Origin of the sequence: Flavobacterium sp. N502540, assembly GCF_025947365.1 — a bacterium.
Lineage (GTDB): Bacteria > Bacteroidota > Bacteroidia > Flavobacteriales > Flavobacteriaceae > Flavobacterium.
This window is the reverse complement of the sequence record NZ_CP110012.1, coordinates 295945-317266: the sequence shown is the minus strand read 5'-3', so window position 1 is coordinate 317266 and position 21322 is coordinate 295945. Positions and strand designations below refer to the sequence as shown.

General features: G+C 36.7%; 17 protein-coding genes and 1 riboswitch. Of the genes, 6 read left to right on the top strand and 11 right to left on the bottom strand.

Translation table 11 applies throughout. From position 1 onward, the window contains the following. Nucleotides 1–22: 22 nt before the first annotated feature. Complete coding sequence (locus OLM58_RS01425) at nucleotides 23–1225, bottom strand: glycoside hydrolase family 88 protein (RefSeq protein WP_264530910.1); 1203 nt, start codon at nucleotides 1223–1225, stop codon at nucleotides 23–25. 404 nt (nucleotides 1226–1629) lie between these two features. Between OLM58_RS01425 and OLM58_RS01420 the strand changes: the two genes are divergently transcribed. Continuing rightward, nucleotides 1630–2502, top strand: a complete 873-nt coding sequence (locus OLM58_RS01420; RefSeq protein ID WP_264530909.1) for a helix-turn-helix domain-containing protein — start codon at nucleotides 1630–1632, stop codon at nucleotides 2500–2502. Between the two features lie 96 nt (nucleotides 2503–2598). After that, on the top strand, nucleotides 2599–3966 hold the full coding sequence (locus OLM58_RS01415; protein ID WP_264530908.1) for an amidohydrolase: 1368 nt from the start codon (nucleotides 2599–2601) through the stop codon (nucleotides 3964–3966). A 218-nt stretch (nucleotides 3967–4184) separates the two neighbouring features. On the opposite strand, the gene OLM58_RS01410 is transcribed toward OLM58_RS01415, so the two are convergent. Beyond that, the gene (locus OLM58_RS01410; protein ID WP_264530907.1) at nucleotides 4185–5168 is read right to left on the bottom strand and encodes a beta-ketoacyl-ACP synthase III; all 984 of its coding nucleotides are present in this window, start codon (nucleotides 5166–5168) and stop codon (nucleotides 4185–4187) included. Between the two features lie 442 nt (nucleotides 5169–5610). Beyond that, nucleotides 5611–5812, top strand: a riboswitch (cobalamin riboswitch). Between the two features lie 114 nt (nucleotides 5813–5926). Here OLM58_RS01410 and OLM58_RS01405 point away from each other — a divergent pair. The 4 genes from OLM58_RS01405 (at nucleotide 5927) to OLM58_RS01390 (ending at nucleotide 12715) form a co-directional block, all read left to right on the top strand. Then, a complete protein-coding gene (locus OLM58_RS01405) occupies nucleotides 5927–7975 on the top strand; it encodes a TonB-dependent receptor (protein ID WP_264530906.1) in 2049 nt (682 codons plus the stop codon). Then, nucleotides 7972–9117, top strand: coding sequence for a YncE family protein (locus OLM58_RS01400; RefSeq protein WP_264530905.1), 1146 nt, complete (start codon nucleotides 7972–7974; stop codon nucleotides 9115–9117). The genes OLM58_RS01405 and OLM58_RS01400 overlap by 4 nt, the downstream gene beginning before the upstream one ends. A 97-nt stretch (nucleotides 9118–9214) precedes the next feature. Beyond that, the gene (locus OLM58_RS01395; protein WP_264530904.1) at nucleotides 9215–10426 is read left to right on the top strand and encodes a cell surface protein; all 1212 of its coding nucleotides are present in this window, start codon (nucleotides 9215–9217) and stop codon (nucleotides 10424–10426) included. 24 nt (nucleotides 10427–10450) lie between these two features. After that, nucleotides 10451–12715, top strand: a complete 2265-nt coding sequence (locus OLM58_RS01390; RefSeq protein WP_264530903.1) for a DUF5074 domain-containing protein — start codon at nucleotides 10451–10453, stop codon at nucleotides 12713–12715. A gap of 203 nt (nucleotides 12716–12918) precedes the next feature. Here OLM58_RS01390 and OLM58_RS01385 read toward each other — a convergent pair whose 3' ends face one another. From OLM58_RS01385 to OLM58_RS01345, 9 genes are all read right to left on the bottom strand, one after another. After that, nucleotides 12919–14901, bottom strand: a complete 1983-nt coding sequence (locus tag OLM58_RS01385) for a hypothetical protein (protein ID WP_264530902.1) — start codon at nucleotides 14899–14901, stop codon at nucleotides 12919–12921. Nucleotides 14902–14947: 46 nt separating this feature from the next. After that, nucleotides 14948–15421: a phage holin family protein gene (locus OLM58_RS01380; protein ID WP_233430781.1), complete on the bottom strand. Its 474-nt coding sequence runs from the start codon at nucleotides 15419–15421 to the stop codon at nucleotides 14948–14950. Nucleotides 15422–15436: 15 nt separating this feature from the next. After that, nucleotides 15437–15901: a hypothetical protein gene (locus tag OLM58_RS01375; protein WP_264530901.1), complete on the bottom strand. Its 465-nt coding sequence runs from the start codon at nucleotides 15899–15901 to the stop codon at nucleotides 15437–15439. 74 nt (nucleotides 15902–15975) lie between these two features. Continuing rightward, complete coding sequence (locus OLM58_RS01370; RefSeq protein WP_264530900.1) at nucleotides 15976–18219, bottom strand: fibronectin type III domain-containing protein; 2244 nt, start codon at nucleotides 18217–18219, stop codon at nucleotides 15976–15978. A gap of 80 nt (nucleotides 18220–18299) precedes the next feature. Beyond that, on the bottom strand, nucleotides 18300–18986 hold the full coding sequence (locus tag OLM58_RS01365; RefSeq protein WP_264530899.1) for a hypothetical protein: 687 nt from the start codon (nucleotides 18984–18986) through the stop codon (nucleotides 18300–18302). Nucleotides 18987–19001: 15 nt separating this feature from the next. Continuing rightward, nucleotides 19002–19991 (bottom strand): hypothetical protein, encoded by a 990-nt coding sequence (locus OLM58_RS01360; RefSeq protein WP_264530898.1) that lies wholly within the window; start codon nucleotides 19989–19991, stop codon nucleotides 19002–19004. A 198-nt stretch (nucleotides 19992–20189) separates the two neighbouring features. After that, complete coding sequence (locus tag OLM58_RS01355) at nucleotides 20190–20492, bottom strand: hypothetical protein (protein ID WP_264530897.1); 303 nt, start codon at nucleotides 20490–20492, stop codon at nucleotides 20190–20192. Continuing rightward, entirely contained in the window at nucleotides 20479–20766 is a 288-nt protein-coding gene (locus OLM58_RS01350) for a hypothetical protein (RefSeq protein ID WP_264530896.1), read from the bottom strand. The genes OLM58_RS01355 and OLM58_RS01350 overlap by 14 nt, the downstream gene beginning before the upstream one ends. Nucleotides 20767–20989: 223 nt before the next feature. Continuing rightward, complete coding sequence (locus OLM58_RS01345) at nucleotides 20990–21322, bottom strand: hypothetical protein (protein ID WP_264530895.1); 333 nt, start codon at nucleotides 21320–21322, stop codon at nucleotides 20990–20992.

Sequence of the window (21322 nt, the reverse complement as noted above, 5' to 3'; positions counted from 1 at the left end):
GTATTGCACGAACTGTTTACTTTTAGATTTCTATTTTTTTAAGAGATGCATATCTTTTTAAAGCTTCCAGATAATAATAATCGGCATAGTCAAGAGGAGTGTCAATCTCTGAATTGTATAAAAAAGCACCCACGCTGTGTTTCAGTAAAAAATAATTGTTTTCACCCGGTTTTGCGAGATAAGCATCAGACGATAAAGATTTTAAAATGTCTTCGGCATAGTTCATATATTTTTTGCCATCTTTAACCTGAGTGCTCAAATCGAGCAATGCCGAAGCAATTACGGCTGCTGCCGAAGCATCTCTGGGAGCAAGTTCAGCAGTGTCCATGGCATTGTGCACATCAAAATCCCAAACCGGTATTTTGTCTTTTGGCATACGAGGATGATTCATTAGAAAGGCAGCAATACTTTCGGCCTGTTGTAAAAATTTCGGGTTTTTGGTATTAGCATAACACATCGTATATCCATACAATCCCCAGGCCTGACCGCGTGCCCATGCCGATTCGTCGGTAACACCCTGATGTGTTCCTTTACGCAATACTTTACCCGTTTTCGGATCGTAATCGACCAAATGATAAGAGCTGTAGTCTTTTCTAAAATGGTTTTTTATGGTCGTCAGAGCATGGGTATTGGCTGCAGTGGTATATTCAGGTTTGTTAAAGGCGCTGGCACTCCAATACAAATATTCAAGGTTCATCATATTATCGATAATCACCGGATAATGCAACCACTCAAAATCCCAGGAACGAATAGCTCCAACTGTTGGACTAAAACGGGCGTAGAGATTTGCTGCTCCGTCAGCTAATGCCGGAAGATAAATTTTGTCATGAGTGATTCTGTAAGCATTCCCGTAAGAACAATAGAGCATAAAGCCCACATCGTGTGTGTTTTTGATATTTCGAATAGAATCCAAAGCAAGTGTAAACTTTTTAGCCTCTTCAGCCAAAATTTTGTCACCTGTAAGCTCGTAGCCGTACCATAAACTTCCCGGAAAAAAACCGGTAGTCCAGTCGGTTAAGCCCGCCAGTCTCACAGTTCCATCAGGATTTACGGAACGCGGATTTTTCCCCGGTTTGTAAGTCTGTGCCGCTTTGTTTAGCTGGAAGCGAATGGTTTCGGTTGTTTTTTTAAACCAAACCAAAGATGGATCTTCTTGTTTGAGATTGGCAAAGGAGTTTATGGTAATAGCAAAGACTGCTACTAATAAGCTTAGGTTTTTTTTCATTGTGTACTCTTTTAGATTTATGATCTGTTTGTTCTAATGCTTTGATAGAGCGAAGTTAGATTTGAGATTGAAAATCGTCTTTCAGTTTTTATCATAAAACTTTCAAATTTGTGTAAAGAGTCTGTTTTTTACAGAATTAATGAAGGTTTTGAGCTGCTCGGTTTAGGGGGCTGAGTAAAATGTGATTTTGAATTTTATCGAAGTCATAAAAAATAGGTTTATAGGTGTTGAAGCATTAGCCACAGATTAATGGATTAAAATGATTAGCAAAAATCTGCTAACCTGAGGGATAGCAAACGGGTTGACTAATCTCCTGAATCTGCGTGAAAAAAAATATACACAACAGTTTACCTATCGATTAATTACATAATTTTGAAAATAGTAAACCAACACTATCGATTCTTTTGAGCAAAACTGCCATACCCACTTTGTCTGTTTTAAATATACTTGGCGAGCAAACGTTCGGCATCACCTTGTTTCGGCACAGTGTAAAAGGACGTAACGAATTCGAGCAGCCTCATAAACACGATTTCTACCTTGTTTTTTTCGTAGAGAACGGTTCCGGATTTCACAGCGTGGATTTTAAACAAACCAAAGTAGCCGATTATCAAATTCATTTTGTAGGATCCGGACAGGTACACAATTGGTCACTCGATGTCAATACCAATGGCTTTCAGCTGATGATTTCGCCTGAAATAATGACTGTTTTTTCCAATTTGTCGCAGCTGCCTTTTTTCGGACAGAGTTCACCATTTTGTCTTTCCCTGGATAAGATTGGATTTCAGAAAGTTAAAAGCCAGTTGGAGGAAATAGAATCAGATTTGCTTAAAGACGATCTATTGACCAAAGAAATAGTGTTGTTAAGATTGCACCTGCTGTTTAAAGTATTGCAAAAAGAATACGTGTTGCAGTTTCCCGATCATGATGTTGCGGCCAAATCAGAAAAAATTATAAAAAAGTTCAAGACACTGATTGAAGATCATTTTACTACCGAATTTTCGGTGAATTTTTACGCCGGTGAATTGAATGTGACGTCCAATTATTTGAATATTCTTTCTCAAAAATTCCTGAACAAATCTGCCGGCGATGTTATTAAAGAGAGAACCATTCTGGAAGCCAAACGATTGTTGATTAGTACTGACTTATCTGTAAAAGAGATTGCTTATCAGTTAGGGTTTAGTGATAATGGCTATTTTGCCAAAGTGTTTAAAAAGTATATCGGAAAAACACCGACCGATTTTAAGGAAAATTATAATCTGTACCATTCTTATCATTAATCTTCCTGCTCCGGTTTTAAAAAATTAAGTGAATTTTGCAGTTCACCATTATTTTTTGAGGGCTAATTTCTCAGGAATATTTTACACTATTAACCGATGAGCGACAACAAAATAAACCGAAAGCAATTTTTAAGAATGGGAGCCGCAGCAACGGGAGCTGCCTTGTTTTCCGGAATAAGCAATACTGCAATGGCACATTCTCTGGAAGAGCCTGAAAATAGTATAGCCTCTGCTAAAGAATATATTTTAACCAATGTAAGACTGGAAGACAGTTTTGAGTATAATGAAAAGAAAGAAGTAATTGCGACCAAAACCAGTTTGTACAATGTACATATTGCAGATGGGAAGATTAAAAATATTACAACCGACAAACCCGAAGGGAAACTAAAAAAAGTAGATGCTAAAGGTCTTTTGATGCTTCCGGGATTGCGCGACATGCACATTCATATTGATAAAACTTTTTACGGCGGAAAATGGAATGCTGCTCCCAGAAAAGGATTTACGGTAAAAGATATGATCACTCTGGAACAAAAGATAATTCCTGAACTGCTTGTCGATTCTCAGTACAAAGCAGAGCAGGCTATTCAGTTGATGAAAAGTCAGGGGAGCTATTTTGCCCGTTGCCAGTGTAATATTGACCCCGTGAGTGGATTAAAAAGTCTGGAGCATTTGTTGAAGGCATTAGAGAATAATAAAGAAAGTTTTGGATGGGAGATTGTGGCTTTTCCGCAGCACGGAATTTTATATTCGCAATCAGAATCTTTACTAAGAGAAGCTGCAAAAATGGGAGTAGATTTTATCGGCGGTCTTGACCCTACAACGGTTGATGGAAATATGGAAAAATCGCTCGATACTATGTTTCAGATTGCATTAGACCACAATAAAGGAATCGATATTCATTTACACGAATCGCCACCTTCAGGGAAATCAGCGATAGAATACATTATCAAAAAAACCGAAGAGAACAAGCAATTACAAGGGAAAACTTATATCAGCCACGGTTTTGCACTGGCCAGAATGGATCCGAAAGATTTAGAAGGAATTGCCGAAAAGATGGGAGCACTGGGTATCGGAGTTATTTCTACAGTACCGATGGGAAAAACCATCATGCCTATTCCGACTTTAAAGAAGTACGGTGTGAAACTGATGACAGGTACCGACAGTATTGTAGACCACTGGATGCCTTTTGGAACCTGCGATATGCTGGAAAAAGCAAAATTATGTGCACAGCTTTACGGTTGGACAGACGAGTACAATTTGAGCCGTGCTTTGCATATCGCCACCACAAACGAGGTGTTGCCGCTTAACGATGCAGGTGTACGCGTATGGCCGGCAGCTGGAGATGATGCGCATTTTATTTTGGTAAAAGCAAGCTGTTCTGCCGAAGCGGTAGCTCGTTTACCAAAAAGAGAAGGCGTGTTTTTTAAGGGTAAAATGATAGCAGGACAAATGACCGGTTTGTAAAAAAAATTGAAAGCGTATTTCTTACTATCAATAGACTGACCAGAACAGATACAGTTGCCTGTGAAAGAATAATAGTTTGGATTTTATATTTAATCTGAATTACAAATAAAAAAACAATCAGTACATTTTGTCCTGATTGTTTTTTTGTTTGAAATCGATATTGAATTTATGATGAGTTACCTCAGCATAAGAGTTTAGCGTAATTTTTTATATACTATTTACCATTTGATGTACATACTGCCCCAGGAAAATCCTGCTCCAAAAGCCGTAATAACAAGATTATCTCCTTTTTTGAAATCGTTTTTGAAATCCCAAAGACATAACGGGATGGTTGCCGCTGTAGTGTTACCGTATCTTTGAATGTTTACTTTAAACTTCTCAATAGGAATACCAACTTCTTCACTTACTGCCTGAATGATTCTTAAGTTAGCCTGATGAGGGATTACCCAGTCTACCATATCCGGAGTCAATGACGCTTTTTCCATTAGTTCTTTCGAAGTACCGCTCATGTTTCTCACGGCGTGTTTAAAAACGGTTCTTCCTTCCTGATGTACAAAGTGCTGTTTGTTTTGAATGGTTTCTTCTGTTGTTGCCAAAAGGGAACCTCCGGCACGTACAGAAAGGAATTCGGCACCTGTTCCGTCAGTTCTGAAAATGTTTTGATGAATACCACGACCGTCTGTAGTAGGCTGTAAAAGTACAGCACCAGCGCCATCGCCAAATAAAATACAGCTGTTTCGGTCTTCATAATTAACGATCGAACTCATTTTATCGGCACCAACTACGATAACATTTTTATATCTGCCGCTTTCAATAAAGCTTGCACCTACGGAAAGTGCATATAAAAAGCCGCTGCAGGCAGCGTTAAGGTCAAATCCCCAGGCACTTTTCAGTCCTGCTTTTTCGCATACCAAACTGGCAGCGGGAGTAAGAATATGATCGGGTGTTGATGTTGCTAGTATCAGACAATCAATATCCAGAGGATTTATATCATAATTTTTTATTAGATCTTTAATGGCGAAAGAAGCCATATCTGAGGTTGCCAGTGCCGGGTCATCCAATATTCTTCTTTCTTTTATGCCTGTTCGAGAGGTAATCCACTCATCTGTTGTATCTATTCTTTTTTCTAAATCAGTATTGCTTAAAACCGTTTCCGGTACATATCCTCCAATAGCAATAATGGAAGCCTTTGTTGTATTCATTGAATTTTTTGTTTCTCTTTTAGTGTTCTTTTAATTTTGACTTTCGGCCCAAAACCTTTCTCCAGTCCATTTTACAAGAGTTTTTCGAAGAATATGTAGTACGAGGGGCATCTTCATTTACAGGGGCGCAATTTAACAAATATAAAGATGCAAAAATCTCGGGATTTGTTAATTTACTTTTAATATTTCTGTTTCACTTCATTATTAATAAAATCAAATCCTGTTTTGAATGATTTTGTTTCAGTTCTTCAATGTTTATGAAAAAGCAATCCAACTGAACTTGTTATTGGTCGCAAAAATGTTTTTTTGTTACGGTTCGATTTAAAAAAGTAAAGAATGTTTAAGATAGCATTCTTTTAATGAATGAATGAGATTTGGTCTCATTCATTGTCAAAAGTGTAATATGAACTAATTAACTCTTGTTTTTATAAAGATAATTCTATCTTTACGGCCAGATTCAGGTCTGTTTTTTCTTTAGAGAAAACAGTTAAAAGGGAATCAGGTGTAAATCCTGAACAGACCCGCTACTGTAAGTTCTGTAAAAGTCTTTAACGTTACTCATGCCATTGCCCCGCTTTGCGGGATGAGAAGGCTGTTTAAAGATGGAACAAGTCAGGAGACCTGCCGGAATCACATAGTTTAAGACTTTCGTGGAATAAAGTTGAACAACAATAAACGGACCTGTTATTTTTTAATGGGATCCTGCCTTATTGCTTTTTTGACGATCACATCCCGAAGTTTATTTAATTAAATCAGTGATGTGTAAGACCAGAAAATTACTTTTATTTCTTTTCGTATTGTTAGCTCCCCTCGTACTTCACTCGCAGACTACTAAGGACAGTCTGAAGGTTTTGAAAGAAGTACTGTTAAAAGCAAAACCTTATCAGGAAGTGATTCCCGTACAAAACCTCTCAGGAATACTGCTTGAAAATTTAGCCAGCCACAATGTTGCCGATGCACTTCGTTATTTTGCCGGAGTACAAATCAAGGATTATGGCGGTTTGGGCGGACTTAAAACGGTGGATGTACGTAACATGGGAACACATCACGTGGGTGTTTTTTATGACGGAATTCAGTTAGGAAATGCACAGAACGGAGTTACGGATTTAGGAAAATACTCCCTCGACGATATGGAATCTCTCACCATGTATAATGGTCAGAAGAGCGAAATATTTCAGTCGGCCAAAGACTTTGCAGCTGCTTCTACTATTTATTTGCGCACCAAACGGCCTGTTTTTGAGAATAACAAAAAGACCAATTTCTTAGTGCGTTATAAAACCATGTCTATCAATTACAATGATCTTTCTTTCAGGTTGGAGCAGAAATTAAGTGATAAACTAAGTTGGAGTGCCAGTTCTGAATACATAAAATCTAACGGAGAATACAAATTCAGATACAAAAGAAACAATCTTGACGGTACTGTGGCTTACGATACCTCAGCTACGAGACACAATAGCGATATAGAAGCATTTCGTTTCGAGTCTGGTCTGTACGGGAAAATGAAGAACGGTACCTGGGATGCCAAAGTGTATTATTACGGTTCCGAAAGAGGAGCACCGGGCGCTATTGTAGAAAATAAGTTTTCGGATGGTTTTAGACAGTACGACAAGAATTTTTTTGCGCAGGGTACTTTTATAAAAGACCTTAGCGAAAGATATAAATTTCAGGCTAAAGCAAAATATGCCTATGATTATACCCATTATGTAGCCAGAGACACCACCAATGTACTGGGTGAAGTGGTTACCGAAGGCGCCCAATCTGACGATAGTTATTACCAACAGGAATATTATTTTTCAGCAGTCAATCTGTACAAGATTCTACCCACTTGGGACGTTTCGTTGTCGACCGATTTTCAGTACAACCGTCTTAATGCGACCAGAAAAGGTATAAAAACCCTGTTCTCTTATCCGGAGCGCTACACCGCTTTGTTTGCGCTGGCAAGTTCCTATAGACTGAATGGTCTTAAAGTTCTGGGTAGTGTTGTGGGAACGTACGTGCAGGAAGAAGTGCGTTACAATGCCAAAGCTCCCGATAAAACAGAATTTACTCCTGCTATATTTTTGGGTTACACACCCTTTAAAGACCACGATTTTAATGTAAGAGCTTTTGCGAAACGGATGTTCCGAATGCCCACATTTAATGATTTGTATTATACGATGGTCGGTTCCAGTACCTTAAGGCCCGAATACATGAATCAGTACGATGTTGGATTTACCTACAATATACCGATGGAGAAAGGCTTCCTGGATCAGTTTTCTCTTCAGGTCGATGGATATTATACCAATACTAAAGATAAAATAATTGCCGCTCCAACCGGAAATTTATTCCGCTGGATGATGACTAATATCGGGCAGGTGAAAGGAAAGGGAATAGAGTCGGCTGTGGATATGAAAATGCATTTCGGCAAAGTAAATCTGACCACTCATTTAACTTATACGTATTCGGAGAGTCGAGATTACACCAAGTTTGCCGGTTTGGAATTATCCTCTTACGGAGATCAGATTCCTTACACACCCTGGCACAGCGGATCCGGAATATTAAATGCAGATTATAAGTCATGGAATTTTAACTACAGTTTTATATATGTAGGAAAACGCTACAACGGAAATGTAAACAATATCAAAATTAATGAAGTACAGCCTTGGTACACCCATGATTTGGCGGTTCAGAAAATGTTCTCTTTTCATCAGTATAAAATAAAAGGAACGATCGAATTGAACAATGCCCTGAATCAGCAGTACGAAGTGATTTATAACTATCCGATGCCGGGCCGTACTTTAAAATTTATAATCAGTATTGCACTATGAAAAAGAGAAGTACCCAATTCCTGCTTAGTTTATTTGTTGCTCTTCTTTTGGTTTCCTGTAGAGAAGAAGAAACTATTTTTCCCTCTTCGGATAAAAGTGTAGCTGCACCCAGAAGTGATGGCAACATAGAAGGTTTTTACCTTTTAAACGAAGGTAATATGGGAATGAACCGTGCCAGTATTGATGTATTCAATTACAGAACCGGAAATTATACCACTGATATTTATTCCGAACGCAATCCAACAGTGGTAAAAGAACTGGGGGATGTAGGTAACGACATAAAAATTTACGGAAATAAAGTGTATGCGGTGATCAACTGCTCCAATAAGGTTGAGGTAATCGACAAATGGTCCGCAAAACGAATCAAAAAAATAGACATTCCGAATTGTCGATATGTCACTTTCTACAAAAATAAAGCCTATGTAAGCTCGTATTCAGGCCCTGTTGCCATTGATCCCAATGCCGAAATTGGATTTGTTGCTGAGATTGACACCACTTCATTAGAAATAAAGCGCAAAGTGACCGTTGGTTATCAGCCGGAACAAATGGTGGTACATAACGGAAAATTGTATGTTGCCAATTCAGGAGGTTACAAAGTACCTAATTATGACCGTACCGTATCCGTTATCGATCTTGAAACTTTTACCGAAATAAAAAAAATTGATGTGGGGATTAATCTTCATAGCATGCAGGTAGACAGCAGAGGTGATATTTATGTGAGTTCGAGAGGTGATTATTACAACACACCGTCTAATCTTTTTGTGATTGACACGAAGACGGATGAAAAGAAAATGCAGCTTGATATTCCCGTTTCAGCAACCTGTCTGGTCGATGATTTGCTCTATTATTACAGTGTTTCGTGGAGCTATCTGACCAACAGTAATAAGGTTACGTACGGAATATTAGATACAAAGACTAAAAAAGTGATTAACGACAAAATAATTACAGATGGTACAGATAAACATATCATGATTCCCTATGGTTTACAGGTAAATCCCGAAACGAAAGAAATATATATTACCGATGCCCAAAATTATGTAGTCACAGGTTACATCTATTGTTTCACTCCCGAAGGAAAATTAAAATGGAAAACTACGGCAGGTAATATTCCGGCACATATTGCTTTTATAACTAAAAAGTAAGTTGTGAAGAGTAAAGAATTAGATGTTACGCTCACTGGAAATTTATTTTGTTGTACCTCAGCAATCATTTGTCATTAAAGAATAAAAATAAAAAAATATGAAAAAAGCCCCTTTCGCATTTTTAAAATGCGCACTAGTTTTAACTCTTTTATTGGGATTTATTTCCTGTGGAACGGATCGGGAAGAAGAAGCGGAAAATGAAAATTTTGGAGAAATACTAAAAGAATCCTATACGATAGATCGTTTTAAAGTGCTCAATATTGATTTAAAATTAAATAGTAATTCAAAATTAACCTGGAGTATTAAAGATTCAGTGATCTCAGAAAGCCTTCAACTGGATTTTATCAGTCCGTATGCAAAGAATTACCCCTTAACGTTAAAAGTGGAGACCAATGGTGTTGTAAAAACATTCCAATCGATTATTAACGTAACAAAAGAAACTGGAAATTATAGTAAATACATCTCTAATGTACTGGAATTTCGTCCCGGAGTCGGCCAGTTTACCAATGAACTTCCCTTATACGCACCGGGAAATACCGAAAGTAATTTGATCAATGCCGCAAAAAAGTCACTTGTTGGTTCTAATGCCAGTATGATTTCTTTAGGAGGGTTTGGAGGGTATGTTGTATTTGGTTTTGATCATACAATTCCAAATGGGAATGGCCGTGATTTTAAAATTTTAGGAAATGCATTTTGGGCTAATGATACCAAGGAAACTCGTTCAGGATCTTGTGAACCCGGAATTATTCTGGTGGCTTACGATAAAAATAAAAATGGGAAGCCCGACGAGGACGAATGGTACGAAATAGCCGGAAGTGAATATTTTAAAAGTACTACCGTGAAGAACTATAGTGTGACTTATTTCAAACCGGATCCTAACAAACCGGCTGTTGCAGGTCAGGATTTTTGGCAGACCGATGTACAGTACATTAAATGGGAAGACAATCAGGGGAATTCAGGATATAAAACCAAAAACGGATTTCACGAGCAAAGTTATTATCCGTTATGGATTTCGGAGGCTTCTTATACCTTGAAAGGAACCCGAATTAAAGATAATTTTTATGATCAAAGTGGTACCGGAAACTATTGGGTAGGTACAGGATTTGATTTTGGTTATGCAGATAATGCACCCAATGGTGACGAAGGTTCTAATATTGACATTTCCTGGGCCGTTGACAAAAACGGAAAATATGTAAAACTTCCCGGAATAGATTTCGTCAAAATACATACAGCAATCAATCAGGAAGCAGGTTGGCTGGGAGAAGTTTCTACAGATGTTGCGGGAGCTTATGACTTGTATCTTAAATAATAAAAAATTAAAATTAAATTGAATATGAAGAAAAATTACTTGTTATTATTGATGTTCTTTTCTGTCGTTTTTATGCGTGGGCAGGTAGTATTGGAGGGCACAATTCTAAATAATAATAAACAAACAGCAGCGAAAAATAAAATTGCCAAAAACACGACTGCTGCGACAACCTTTGATGATATTAAGTATTGGATAGGTACCGGCTCTAATCGGGCAGCATTTGTGGTGCAGTGGAATGATGGTAAAAATACCGATGCTTTAGTCTGGGGATTCAGATGGGAGGGTACCGCCACAGGAGAAGACATGTTGAAAGCCATACTAAAAGCGGACCGTCGTTTTTTCGCTCTCTTGTATAAAGGAACTCAAACAGGATCTTCGGTAGGAGGATTGGGTTTTGATCTGAATGGAATTAAAACGATCGGACTTTATAAAGGCACAGATTATGCTTATCCTCTTTATCCAGCAAATGGTTTTGTGAATACGACTGCTTACGACTTTGACAGCTACACAGCAATAGATACAAACGATCATTGGCAATCCGGATGGACAAATGGAGAATGGACGTATTGGGGAAAAAATCCTGCCGATACTGATTTTACTGCTGTAAGTACGGGGGCATCTGGTCGTATTCTGCAAAATGATTCCTGGGATGTTTGGAATTACGCACCCTCTAAAAATGTGCTTCCTATTGCCGGAACTTTTACCCCGGTTGTACCTTATGTAGAAGCAACAGATTTTACAAATGGATTTTTTATGGTAAACGAAGATTGGTTCGGACATACCAATGGTTCTGTGAATTTTATTAATAAAGACGGAAGTACTAATTACCGAATTTATAGTGTAGCGAACAACAATGAAACCTTTGGCGTGACCACTTGTTATGGAACAATTTACGGAGATAATTTTTATTTTATTTCCAAACAGGCAGCAAGCGGAGGAGATCAAAATTTTAGTCCAGGCGGAAGATTGGTTGTTGCCAATGCAAAAAACATGAAGAAAATTGCCGGATTTGCAAACATTGGAGCAGATGGACGTTCGTTTGTCGGAGTTAATGAAAACACTGGATATATTGGTACTTCAAAAGGTATTTATCTTTTTGATATTGCCAATCTGAAGGTAGGGAGTTTATTAGCAGGCACAGGTACTGCAGGACAGGTTGGTAATATGATTCGTACGTCTCAGTATGTATTTGCAGTAACACAAAGTGGAGGAATGCTGATAATCGATCCTGCTACTAATACTTTGATTAAGACTATTACCGGTAAATTCCACTCAGTAGTTCAGGCCAAAGACGGAAGTGTATGGGGAATTCAGGATCAAAAGCTAATCAATATTAATGCTATAACTTTTACTGTGACCGAATATGCAATTCCAACAACCAAATATTTGGGTTCCTGGGGAGCCTGGAACGCGGGGAGTTTTACGTATAGTACTCAGGAGAATGCTTTGTTTTGGATAAACGCGATCAGTTCTTTTACTTCAGGAACAAAAATTGTAAAATTTGATATTACTTCAAAAAGCTTTAATGAGAATTTTGCAACGATTCCGGGTCAGACAGATGCTTTTAAACAAATCCCTTATGGTGCCGCACTGCGTATTGATCCGGTTTCAGATGAGCTGATTCTCAATACTACAGAAAACGGATTTGGAGCACATTTTCAGAAAAACTGGGTTCATATTTTTGATCGTACAGGAAATCTAACTCAGACAAGAGTTTTAGACGACTACTATTGGTTTCCCGGCACGATCGTTTTTCCGGACAATATCGCGCCTGTGGTGAGCAGTACTTTGCCTTCGGAAGTTTCGATAAAAGAATCAACTGTAATCGATTTAAAAAACATTGTCTCGGATGCTGATAATTTGTCGGCAGCGATCGTGAAATCTGTAAAATCTGTTAGTGATACAGAGGTTGTTTCGGCTGTAATAAATGTGAATGACGAATTAGTTCTGACTCCAAAAACCCAGGGTACTGCAACAGTGGTGATTCGTTTTAATTCCAATGGTAAATGGGTTGAAAAATCAATCATTGTAAATACAACAACCAATTTAGGTACCGGTGAATTCACGAAATTAGAACTGGCAGTTTATCCAAACCCGGTTTCAGATGTATTGAACATTAGAACAGAAGATGAGGTGTTAAAAGTAACTGTCTATGATATTTCAGGCAAATTAATTAACGCTCAGATCAATAACAATCAGATTAATGTTAGAGATTTTGCCAATGGTATGTACATCATCAATATAGTGACTGATAAAGCAAACTATGTTCAGAAATTTATTAAGAAGTAGGTTTAAAATGTGAGATGTAAAATGTATAAATATAGCCCCTCTTACGGTTTTGTAAGAGGGGTTTTAATTTTATAACAGTTACTTCGATAGTTATAAAAAAATCATGGATTTTTATAAAAATGAACGGAGTATACTAAATCTATTCTTCAACATGGTATCTGGGGTCAATCGTGATGAGGATTCTTTTGAAAAAAAATATAAATTTAAGGTTTTTGAAAAAGTGTACGATTTCCGGTTATTTTATAATACGCGCCTGAAGGAAGATTAGTATCTTCATCTGCGGCTGTATCACTTGTATAAATTGGAGGAGTTAAATAAACAAAAAATCCGTTTTCGTCTATGTAAAATCGTAATGTTTCTATCTGCATGTCAGTTCCGGAAATCGTTTTTTGGCCAGTGTAAAATTCGATGCTGTTTTTTCCCGTACCTTTACCTGTTCCTGATTTAAGGGTTAATTTGCCGCCGTTTAAATCGTTGGTTCCTAGTGAATTGGTATTTAATTTAAAGATATTAGATTCGTACAAGAAACTAAACATTGTCATATTGTTGCCTGAGGCAATTCCTCGCCAAGATCTATTTGTTTGATTCAATGCTATGAAATTAGCAGTTCCTGAGAAACGCTTATATATGTCTCCATTAGATACACAAGCATATATATCGCCGTTATTTGTTGAACATATTCCATTCCAGGCTCTTCTTGTTTGACCCAATGCAACGAAATTATCAATTCCTAAAACCCTTACATAGATATCACCATTATCAGTACATGTATAGATATCACCATTAGGGGCACTACATATACCAGTATAAGGTCTATTTGGTTCTGGTAAAGCTTCAAAATTTCCAATTCCTCCTGTTTGCAGATATATTTTACCACCGTTACTTGTTATGTAAACATTTCCATTTCGAGCTACGCAAATAAAAGTTTTAGTTGCGGATGGGAATGATATATTCATGACATTGGCAGTTGATGTTCCAACTTTTTTGAAAAATATACCGTCATAATTCGTATAATATATTTCATCATTCGGGCCACCACATATTCCAGTACATTCTTGTCCAGTACCTCCAGCACGAAATCCAAGAGAAGTAAATAAATTACCATTATCAGAAGAATAAATATTCATATTCCAACCAGCTATATAGACTTTGCCATTATAACCTGAACCTATAACTCTGTAATTTGATATTGGATCGGAAGTTACGGTAATATTTGGATTTAAAGTATAGTTAACAGTGCTGCCGGCAGCTACAGAAAGTTCTCTCCCTACTGTAGTACTATCAGACAATTCAATGCCAATTGTTCTGTTTGAATTATAAGATAGAGTAATGTCTTTTGTAGGTATGTTAACAGTATCGATACCAAAATAATCTCCATTGTCAGTTAATCTGCTCTGACGTATCTCGTTTGCGGAGTTATATTTTGTTAAGCGATTTTGGAGACCGCTATTTATGATGGTAGCTGGCAAATCAGATGTCATTGCTATCGTTCCACTTTTATCAGGTAAAGTGTATGTTCTAGAAGCTGTATTAATATTTGTAAAGAAAGAAGAAAAAGTATTAGCGACATTTCTCAGACCAAATTTTCCATTTAGAAAAGTTTTGATTCCTGATACAGATTGGTCTGTATCAGTTGTCATGTCTCCTAAAATTACATCGCCAGTACCAAAAATGGAATTCCCGTTTATTGTTTTGAACAAATTTTTAAAGTTTGTCCACGAGATTATGCGAGTTAATTTACCCGCGAGAAAGTGAATTTTATCAGTATCAGAAATTGAGCTTACTGTTGTTAATGTGTTTTGGAATGTGCCAAAGTTTACATCAGTTAGCATATCCTGTTTTTCAGAAATTTTACTATCTATTTTTGGAATCGTATAGTAATTATTATCCAACTTTGATATTACAGAATTAATATCATTTTTTAAATGTTGCGCTGTTCCGTTGTAATCACCTTTATCTAATTTTTTTTCAAAAGTAGTAGCATGAGCGTTATCGTCTGTGATATGAGCGTCAAACTGAGATTGATCCGTTTTTGTGTCTAAAGTTGTGGTTAAATTAGAAATAGAGGCTTGTGGAATCGGCTCATCTTTATGCCAAAAGCTTAACCATGTAGCGTGGAATTGCTTTTGTGTAGGCTTTGATCTGGTTTTGAACCAGCTCAGAATAGTATTTATATTTGTTGCCATTATTTATTATTTGTTTTATTTTTTTTCTGTTTAAAAGTGTATTGGATTATTCTTCAACATGGTATCTGGGGTCAATCGTGATGAGGATTCTTTTGAAAAGCTGTATCAAACGATTTCTTATCGATTTTAAGATCAAGGTCATGGCATCGAAATTTTCTACTTCTTTTTTTGTTTTTATGGCTATAATATTACTGATGATTGAAATGCCATCGCTTACGATCAACAAGTCCATTACAATGGTGACAAACCATTTGAAGTTGTAATTGAGTCCTTTGCTCATTAACGCCAAAGCTGTTGGGATCAACAATACGGCCAGTTTGGAAACAAATCCCAGAGCCAGTTTTTTAAAACTAAAAGGATTATTTAATACGATGGTTTTGACAATGCCTAAAAAAGTATCCAATACCATTAAATAAAACAGCACTTTCACAATTTCTGCATCCATTTCCAGGTAAATAAAAATTCCATAAAGCAATAATTTTAATTCATTTGAATATTCTGTAATTCTATGCATCATCATAGGTTTAGGGTTGAATTAATCTTCTACTATAGACTTTTTGGCATGATCAAAATCAATTACGCCAAGCAGATTGGTAAATCTCTTTCCGAAAATGGATAAGGTATTGTCTCTTTCGTTTTCGCCTAAATTGTCGCTGATCGTTTCCTGAACGACGCCAAATTTATGGACGGAAGTGCTCGTAATAAAGTTGTCGTTTAATAAAGCCCCAGCAACCATATTCCCACTGATATCAATACTTAAGCTGAGTTTTCTTAAATAGCTTAGAAAGCCTTTCCATTTGATGGCGGCATAGATAAAAGAAATGGGGTAAACGCCAAAAGAGCAGATTAAGGCAAATGTAAAGAGGATCCATTCGGTGTAATGTTTTTTCGAAATAAAAAGGATTGGTAGTATAAGGATGGCTACTTGTCCCATGATCAGGATGGTTATCAAAAGCCACAGCAATGCCAAAGCGGTAAAAATAAATTTTACAATTTTCATAGCGTTAGTTTAGGTTAGAAAAGGGAGACAAAGAATCTTTTGGGGGACATATTCCCCCAAAAGAATAATAGAGTCTATATTTCTGGATTTACCTTTGTATTGTGAGCAACGATCCCTGAAATAACATAATTGTCTACATTTTCGACATCCAGAAGAGCTACTTCAAGAGGTTCTTCTCTGAATACAATCGATTCAATAGGTTTGGTTTTTCCGAGTCTATCAATCAATAACATCGTTTGCTGTACATTTTTAGCACGCGTCCATTTTAGATTTTCACCATCTTCGGTTACCAACAGTGGATGTTCTCCTGTAACTTTAATTGTAGTTTCTTGGGTTTTAATTTCATAAAAATTGGGTTGAATACTTGTTTTTTTGTCGGTTACAGTTACCTCTGCTTTGGCAGCTTCAGTTAGTTTTCCGTTCCATGTCATATAATCGCCCTCAGACTCGTCAATCTCATTTGGAAAAGAGAACCCCTGAAGTTTATCACCAATGACAATATTTTTTAGCTTTTTGGATTGCCCGGATGCCATAGTGACTAGAGATTCTACATCGAAACACTCATGATCCCACGGGAACACAGCTACTTCAACAGGATAACTAAATTTAGATTCATTTCCATCTTCACCTAATGCTTGTATTGTGTAAACATGAGTGTTCATTCCTGTGCCAGAATGAGAATAACTATCTGTTGCTGTCGTAGAATTTTCGACGTAAATCTTTACTGGTTCTCTGTCGGGAAATTGTGTTATTGTTCTAATTATTAAGTAAGTAATAGGGGTGTTGCTATTTACAGGATTCCAGTTAATAGTTACCTCATTTTTCGGACATACAGCCCTTAAAGATTCTGGTACAGGGAGTACCTTAGGAGTAACTTTAGTAATTGCGCTACCATCTGAAATATTTCCTGCAGTATCTTTTGTAAAAATTGTAAAAGTGTAGGGTCTTTCCGGAGTTAAATTAGTAACAGTATGCTTATCAACGTTGCCTAGTGAAATAAAATCACCTCCATCTATAGATAGTAAGTAGTCTGTCACATTGCCAGTAGCTTTTGTCCAGCCTAGAGATATACTTGAACTGGTAGCTTTCGTTACTATCAGATTTGTTGGAGGCGCAGGTTTTGTTGTATTATTTGGCAGTCCGGTATATTCGATGAAATGAACTACGCTATAAGGATTTAGAATTGAAAACTGCTGACCTCCACCTTCTGGAGCTGAATAATTACCAGCTCTTCGTACATCGTCTTCATAAGGTTCGGCTATCCAGTCACTGTCACCAGGTGAGACTACTCCTGCATAAGGACCTACTTTATGACGATGGCTCGGCATCTCATCAATTGTTAAGGTTTTATTTTTGGCACCTCTTTGCTTTTCAATTTCATTGAATTCTGACTGAGTGAGATCAAATCCTACAGGCATTCTTCCTCTCAAAGGAGCATATTCTTGCCAGCCTTCGGGAATTTCAGCAGCAGGTCGCCCCCAGATAGCAATCATGCCTTTTGGTATGGCAGATTCAACTGGTTTTTTCTTTTCTAATTCTGTAACACGTTCAAGTAAACGACTGATTAGGGTATTGCTTTTAATAACCTGATTTGAACTGTCCAGTACTAATATAGAACCATCAGGATTTTCTTTGCCGGTCTGCTTTAAATATACTTTTCCCTCTACCGTTAGATTTCCAGTCATGGCTTTTGAGCCGTCTATAGGAAGATAGTCTTCTTTTATTTTTGTAATTGCATCAGCGTTCTTGCCTATATTCTCAGTATTCTTTTCTATATTTTCAGCATTAGTCTCAATTGCTTTAGTATTTGCTTCAATAGCTTTATTTAATCCAGCCAAAATCGCTTCGAGGGCGGCATGATCCAAAATTTTCTTAAAACTTGCCAGAATATGATAATTGGCTGCAAGTGTTTTATCTGTTTGTGAAGCACCGGTAGTATATTCAGCTTGTTCTATATATACTGCTTCGTAATCAAAGTAAGCCGTTTGAGATTTTCCGGTCCCATAAATCAGGTTTGTGTCTTTTCGGATGGTTTTTAAATATCCTGTTGGTTCCCCTTTTTTAATAGGGTACAAAATTCCTTCCGGAGTTTCTTTATTATATTCCGGATCAGTACAAGCTTTTTTACCCAAATGAATAATAGCCCAGCCATTTTTTTCCGCTGTAGCAGGCATTATCATATAGTTTTTGCAGGTTTCGATGCTAAAATGCGCTTTTAAAGCACCGAATAGTTCCGACCTGTAGGCGGACTGAATTCTTTCTAAAGTTTCCTGCTCGAGAGGAAAACCTCCGGGATGACTAAAATTTATTTGTTTCATTTATATGATTTTAAAGGATTGTTATTTTTTAAGTTGTTCTCACTTTTTATTTTTCACATCTCACACTTTTGATGTCTGACTTACGGAGTTGTTTGTGCGGTTATAATTTGCTTTTTGGGGCTGTAAGAGTAACTTTCATAGCTTTTACCTGCCAGTTTATAAAAATTAAGAAGATTGTGATATTTTAAATCGGTCACGTCGATCGGTTCTGTTTTTTCTACAGCGCTGTCGGGATTAGGTCGAACAGTTATGGTTTGATCCTTAATTAGATTTTCGGGTATGAACACTCTAAAATTGGCATAGTTTACCTCTGTATAATCTTTGCGATGGGCAAGATAAATCGGTTTGTTGTCTCTGTTTTTAAGTTCATTTTTAGTGAAAATGTTTAATTGCGGAATCATTAAAGCTCCTTTTATGACCTTTTTGTCGGGCAAAGTAATATCCGGTTCGTAGTATTCTTTGTGGAGATAGACATATTGAATAGCAGGTTTGATAGATTCGTCTATATAAATAAGCCCCTCTGATCGCTTTTGTTCCATACTTAGGTTGGGATCGTAATTTTTTGTGGGATTAAAAGCGTCGTTGAGTACTTTCTCCAGATAAATGACCTGCCCTGTATGCTGCATTTTGTATAATGTCTCTTCATAAATCGTACGAAGAGGAGCCAGTAAAACATTGAGCCATTCCAGATGCGTTTTTTTTCTGACAACCGGCGGGATGAGCCATAATAGTAGCTTTTCCCATTTTAAAACAGTGTATTTATTCATAGTATAGGTATTAGGCTATTGTTTGTCTCGGTAAAATGTATAAGGAATATAATTTACCTGTACCTCTAAGGCATCCAGATCAAAATAGCCTGAGTTAGGGATAAAGTATTCCGTTTTGGTAGCATCGTCTAAAGGAGGGCTTTGTTGATCATTTGGATTTTTAGCCCAGCTGGTTTCGACTTTATTGACAATCGGAATTTTAATACCCGGCGTATTCTGCAATGCATCGATAAAATAGGTTTTTACAAAAGCACCGTTGAACTCAATACTTTTTAAATGCTCTTTGACAGCATCTTGTACAGGAAATATCTTTTCGTCCAGAATCAATGAACCATTTTTTGGATTAGCAGGATTTGACGGATCAATATAGATATTCAGAGGATCAACATAAACGGTTAAATTTAGTTTTAAGATATCACCGTTATCAGAAGTGATAAAGATATGGTTGCCGGCATCTTTAATTTTGGCCATATATTCTTTAAAAGCGTAGAGTTCATTAGGAACATCAATTCTCGAGATTTTATCCCCTTTTACTGTAGCTACTTTTAAAAATACAACCCCCACTTTGTTACGGAAGTAGTCCGAAAAAATAGTTTCCCGGTTTTTATTTTTTGTTGGATCGAGTACTGTTTCCAGATCAATTTCGCTTACTGCGCAATGTTTGATTATTTTTAATTTTTCGATTTCTGTTTCGTCAAGACCTGTAGTGTCAAACTGATACGAACCATCTTTCCAGAGGAGTGGTATTTTGTTGTTGGAATCAGAGGATAAAGACCGACCGTAATGAAAATTTAAGGCCTGGCTTCTGTACCAGTTTAAGGTATGCGGTCTTGAGATCAACGCATTTTTTTCTACTATTTTTTCGTGAATCCAGATAGCGGTAGCGACTATGTTGATCCAAAGTTTCCAAATAGCAGTTTTTGAATCTGTTAAGTTGTTTAAGGAAGATTCCTTTCCTTTCTCAATCAGAATTTCGTTCTGTATTTCAGCAATTGTACGTGCCATATTTTAATTTTTTGAAATAGTTTAGCCTGTAAGACATGTGTAATATGCTTAGAGATAATTGTTTATGTTTATTTGTAAATACTACAAAGCAGTAGTTTTCTTTTAGAGACTTCTAAAAGGAGAAATGCATATGTTTTGTTATTGGATAATCTGAACTTTTAGTGCTGTTGTTGAGGTTATTCCATTCTAAACAAATTGTTAATAAATGATGAAATCGTCTTCAATAATCATATAATCGATTCCGGAGAAATTATCCAGTAAATACTGTTCTTCTTCTGTAATAGCTGTGGCAGGCTTTAAGTTTCGGGTATTGTAATATTCTACAATATCTTTTTTGAAAGCTTCGCGGCCTATTTTTAAATCTTCGTAAACAGAAAGGTCTTCTGTGATGTTAAATCTGTCGTTGTCGTCTAAAAGGTCGAATACTTTTTCAATACTTCCGTATTCCTGTAAAGAGACATCAAAAATGTTTTGATTTTCTTGTGGTTTAATAGTTTCCATCGATTTTAATGTTTTGTAAATCGTTGACATCTAATGTTTTTACGTGAAAGTTGTCATACGATAATTGTTTGTCTATTTCGTTTTCTAGTCTTAACCTGGAGGTTGCATCCGGGCTGTTGATGTATTTTTTTATTCCTACTCCCAGAATAGGAAACTCTTTATAACTTCCTTTTTGACTTAACAATAGATGTTCTATGTTTTGCTGATCTGCATTTTTAATGGAGAAATCTCCATTGGTGATTAACAAGTCATCTTCTATGATAAAATCTTTCATATGTCGTTACTTTTTGTTTTTTTGTTAATGAATAGCTTCTTTGAATCTGCGCGCCATACTCAAAAAATGCCCTTTTATTTGATACTGTAAAAATACGCCCGAATTTGTCTTTTACCAAGATTTTAAGGCTTGCGAATCAGTAGTTTCAGTAAGTTGATGTAGGTTTTTAAGTTATTGATTTTTAGTGTTTTGGTGTTGTTTTTTTTGAAAAAAGCACACGGATTTAACCCTGTGGGATAACCAGATCAAGAAGTACTTTGAAAATCATTTTTAGGATGTTATTTTTAATAGCATTCAGTTTTATTTTTGATATTCCGGTTGCTTGAAGCGTTTGAAATTCCATTAAATTGAATTGACTTTTTAACAGCCATTCTAAATCTTCTTGGGTTAAATTTCCGGAGGAGAAAAGAAAGAGCCAGCGTTCCAATTTCTCTCCGGAGATTTCCAAGAAAGTGTTCAAATCTTTCTCCAGTTCGAATTTGTTATCCTTATAACTTTCTGTTATAATAATTTTTAGTTTGCTTTTTAATTGGTCTGGTAATGTATCGTTATGCAT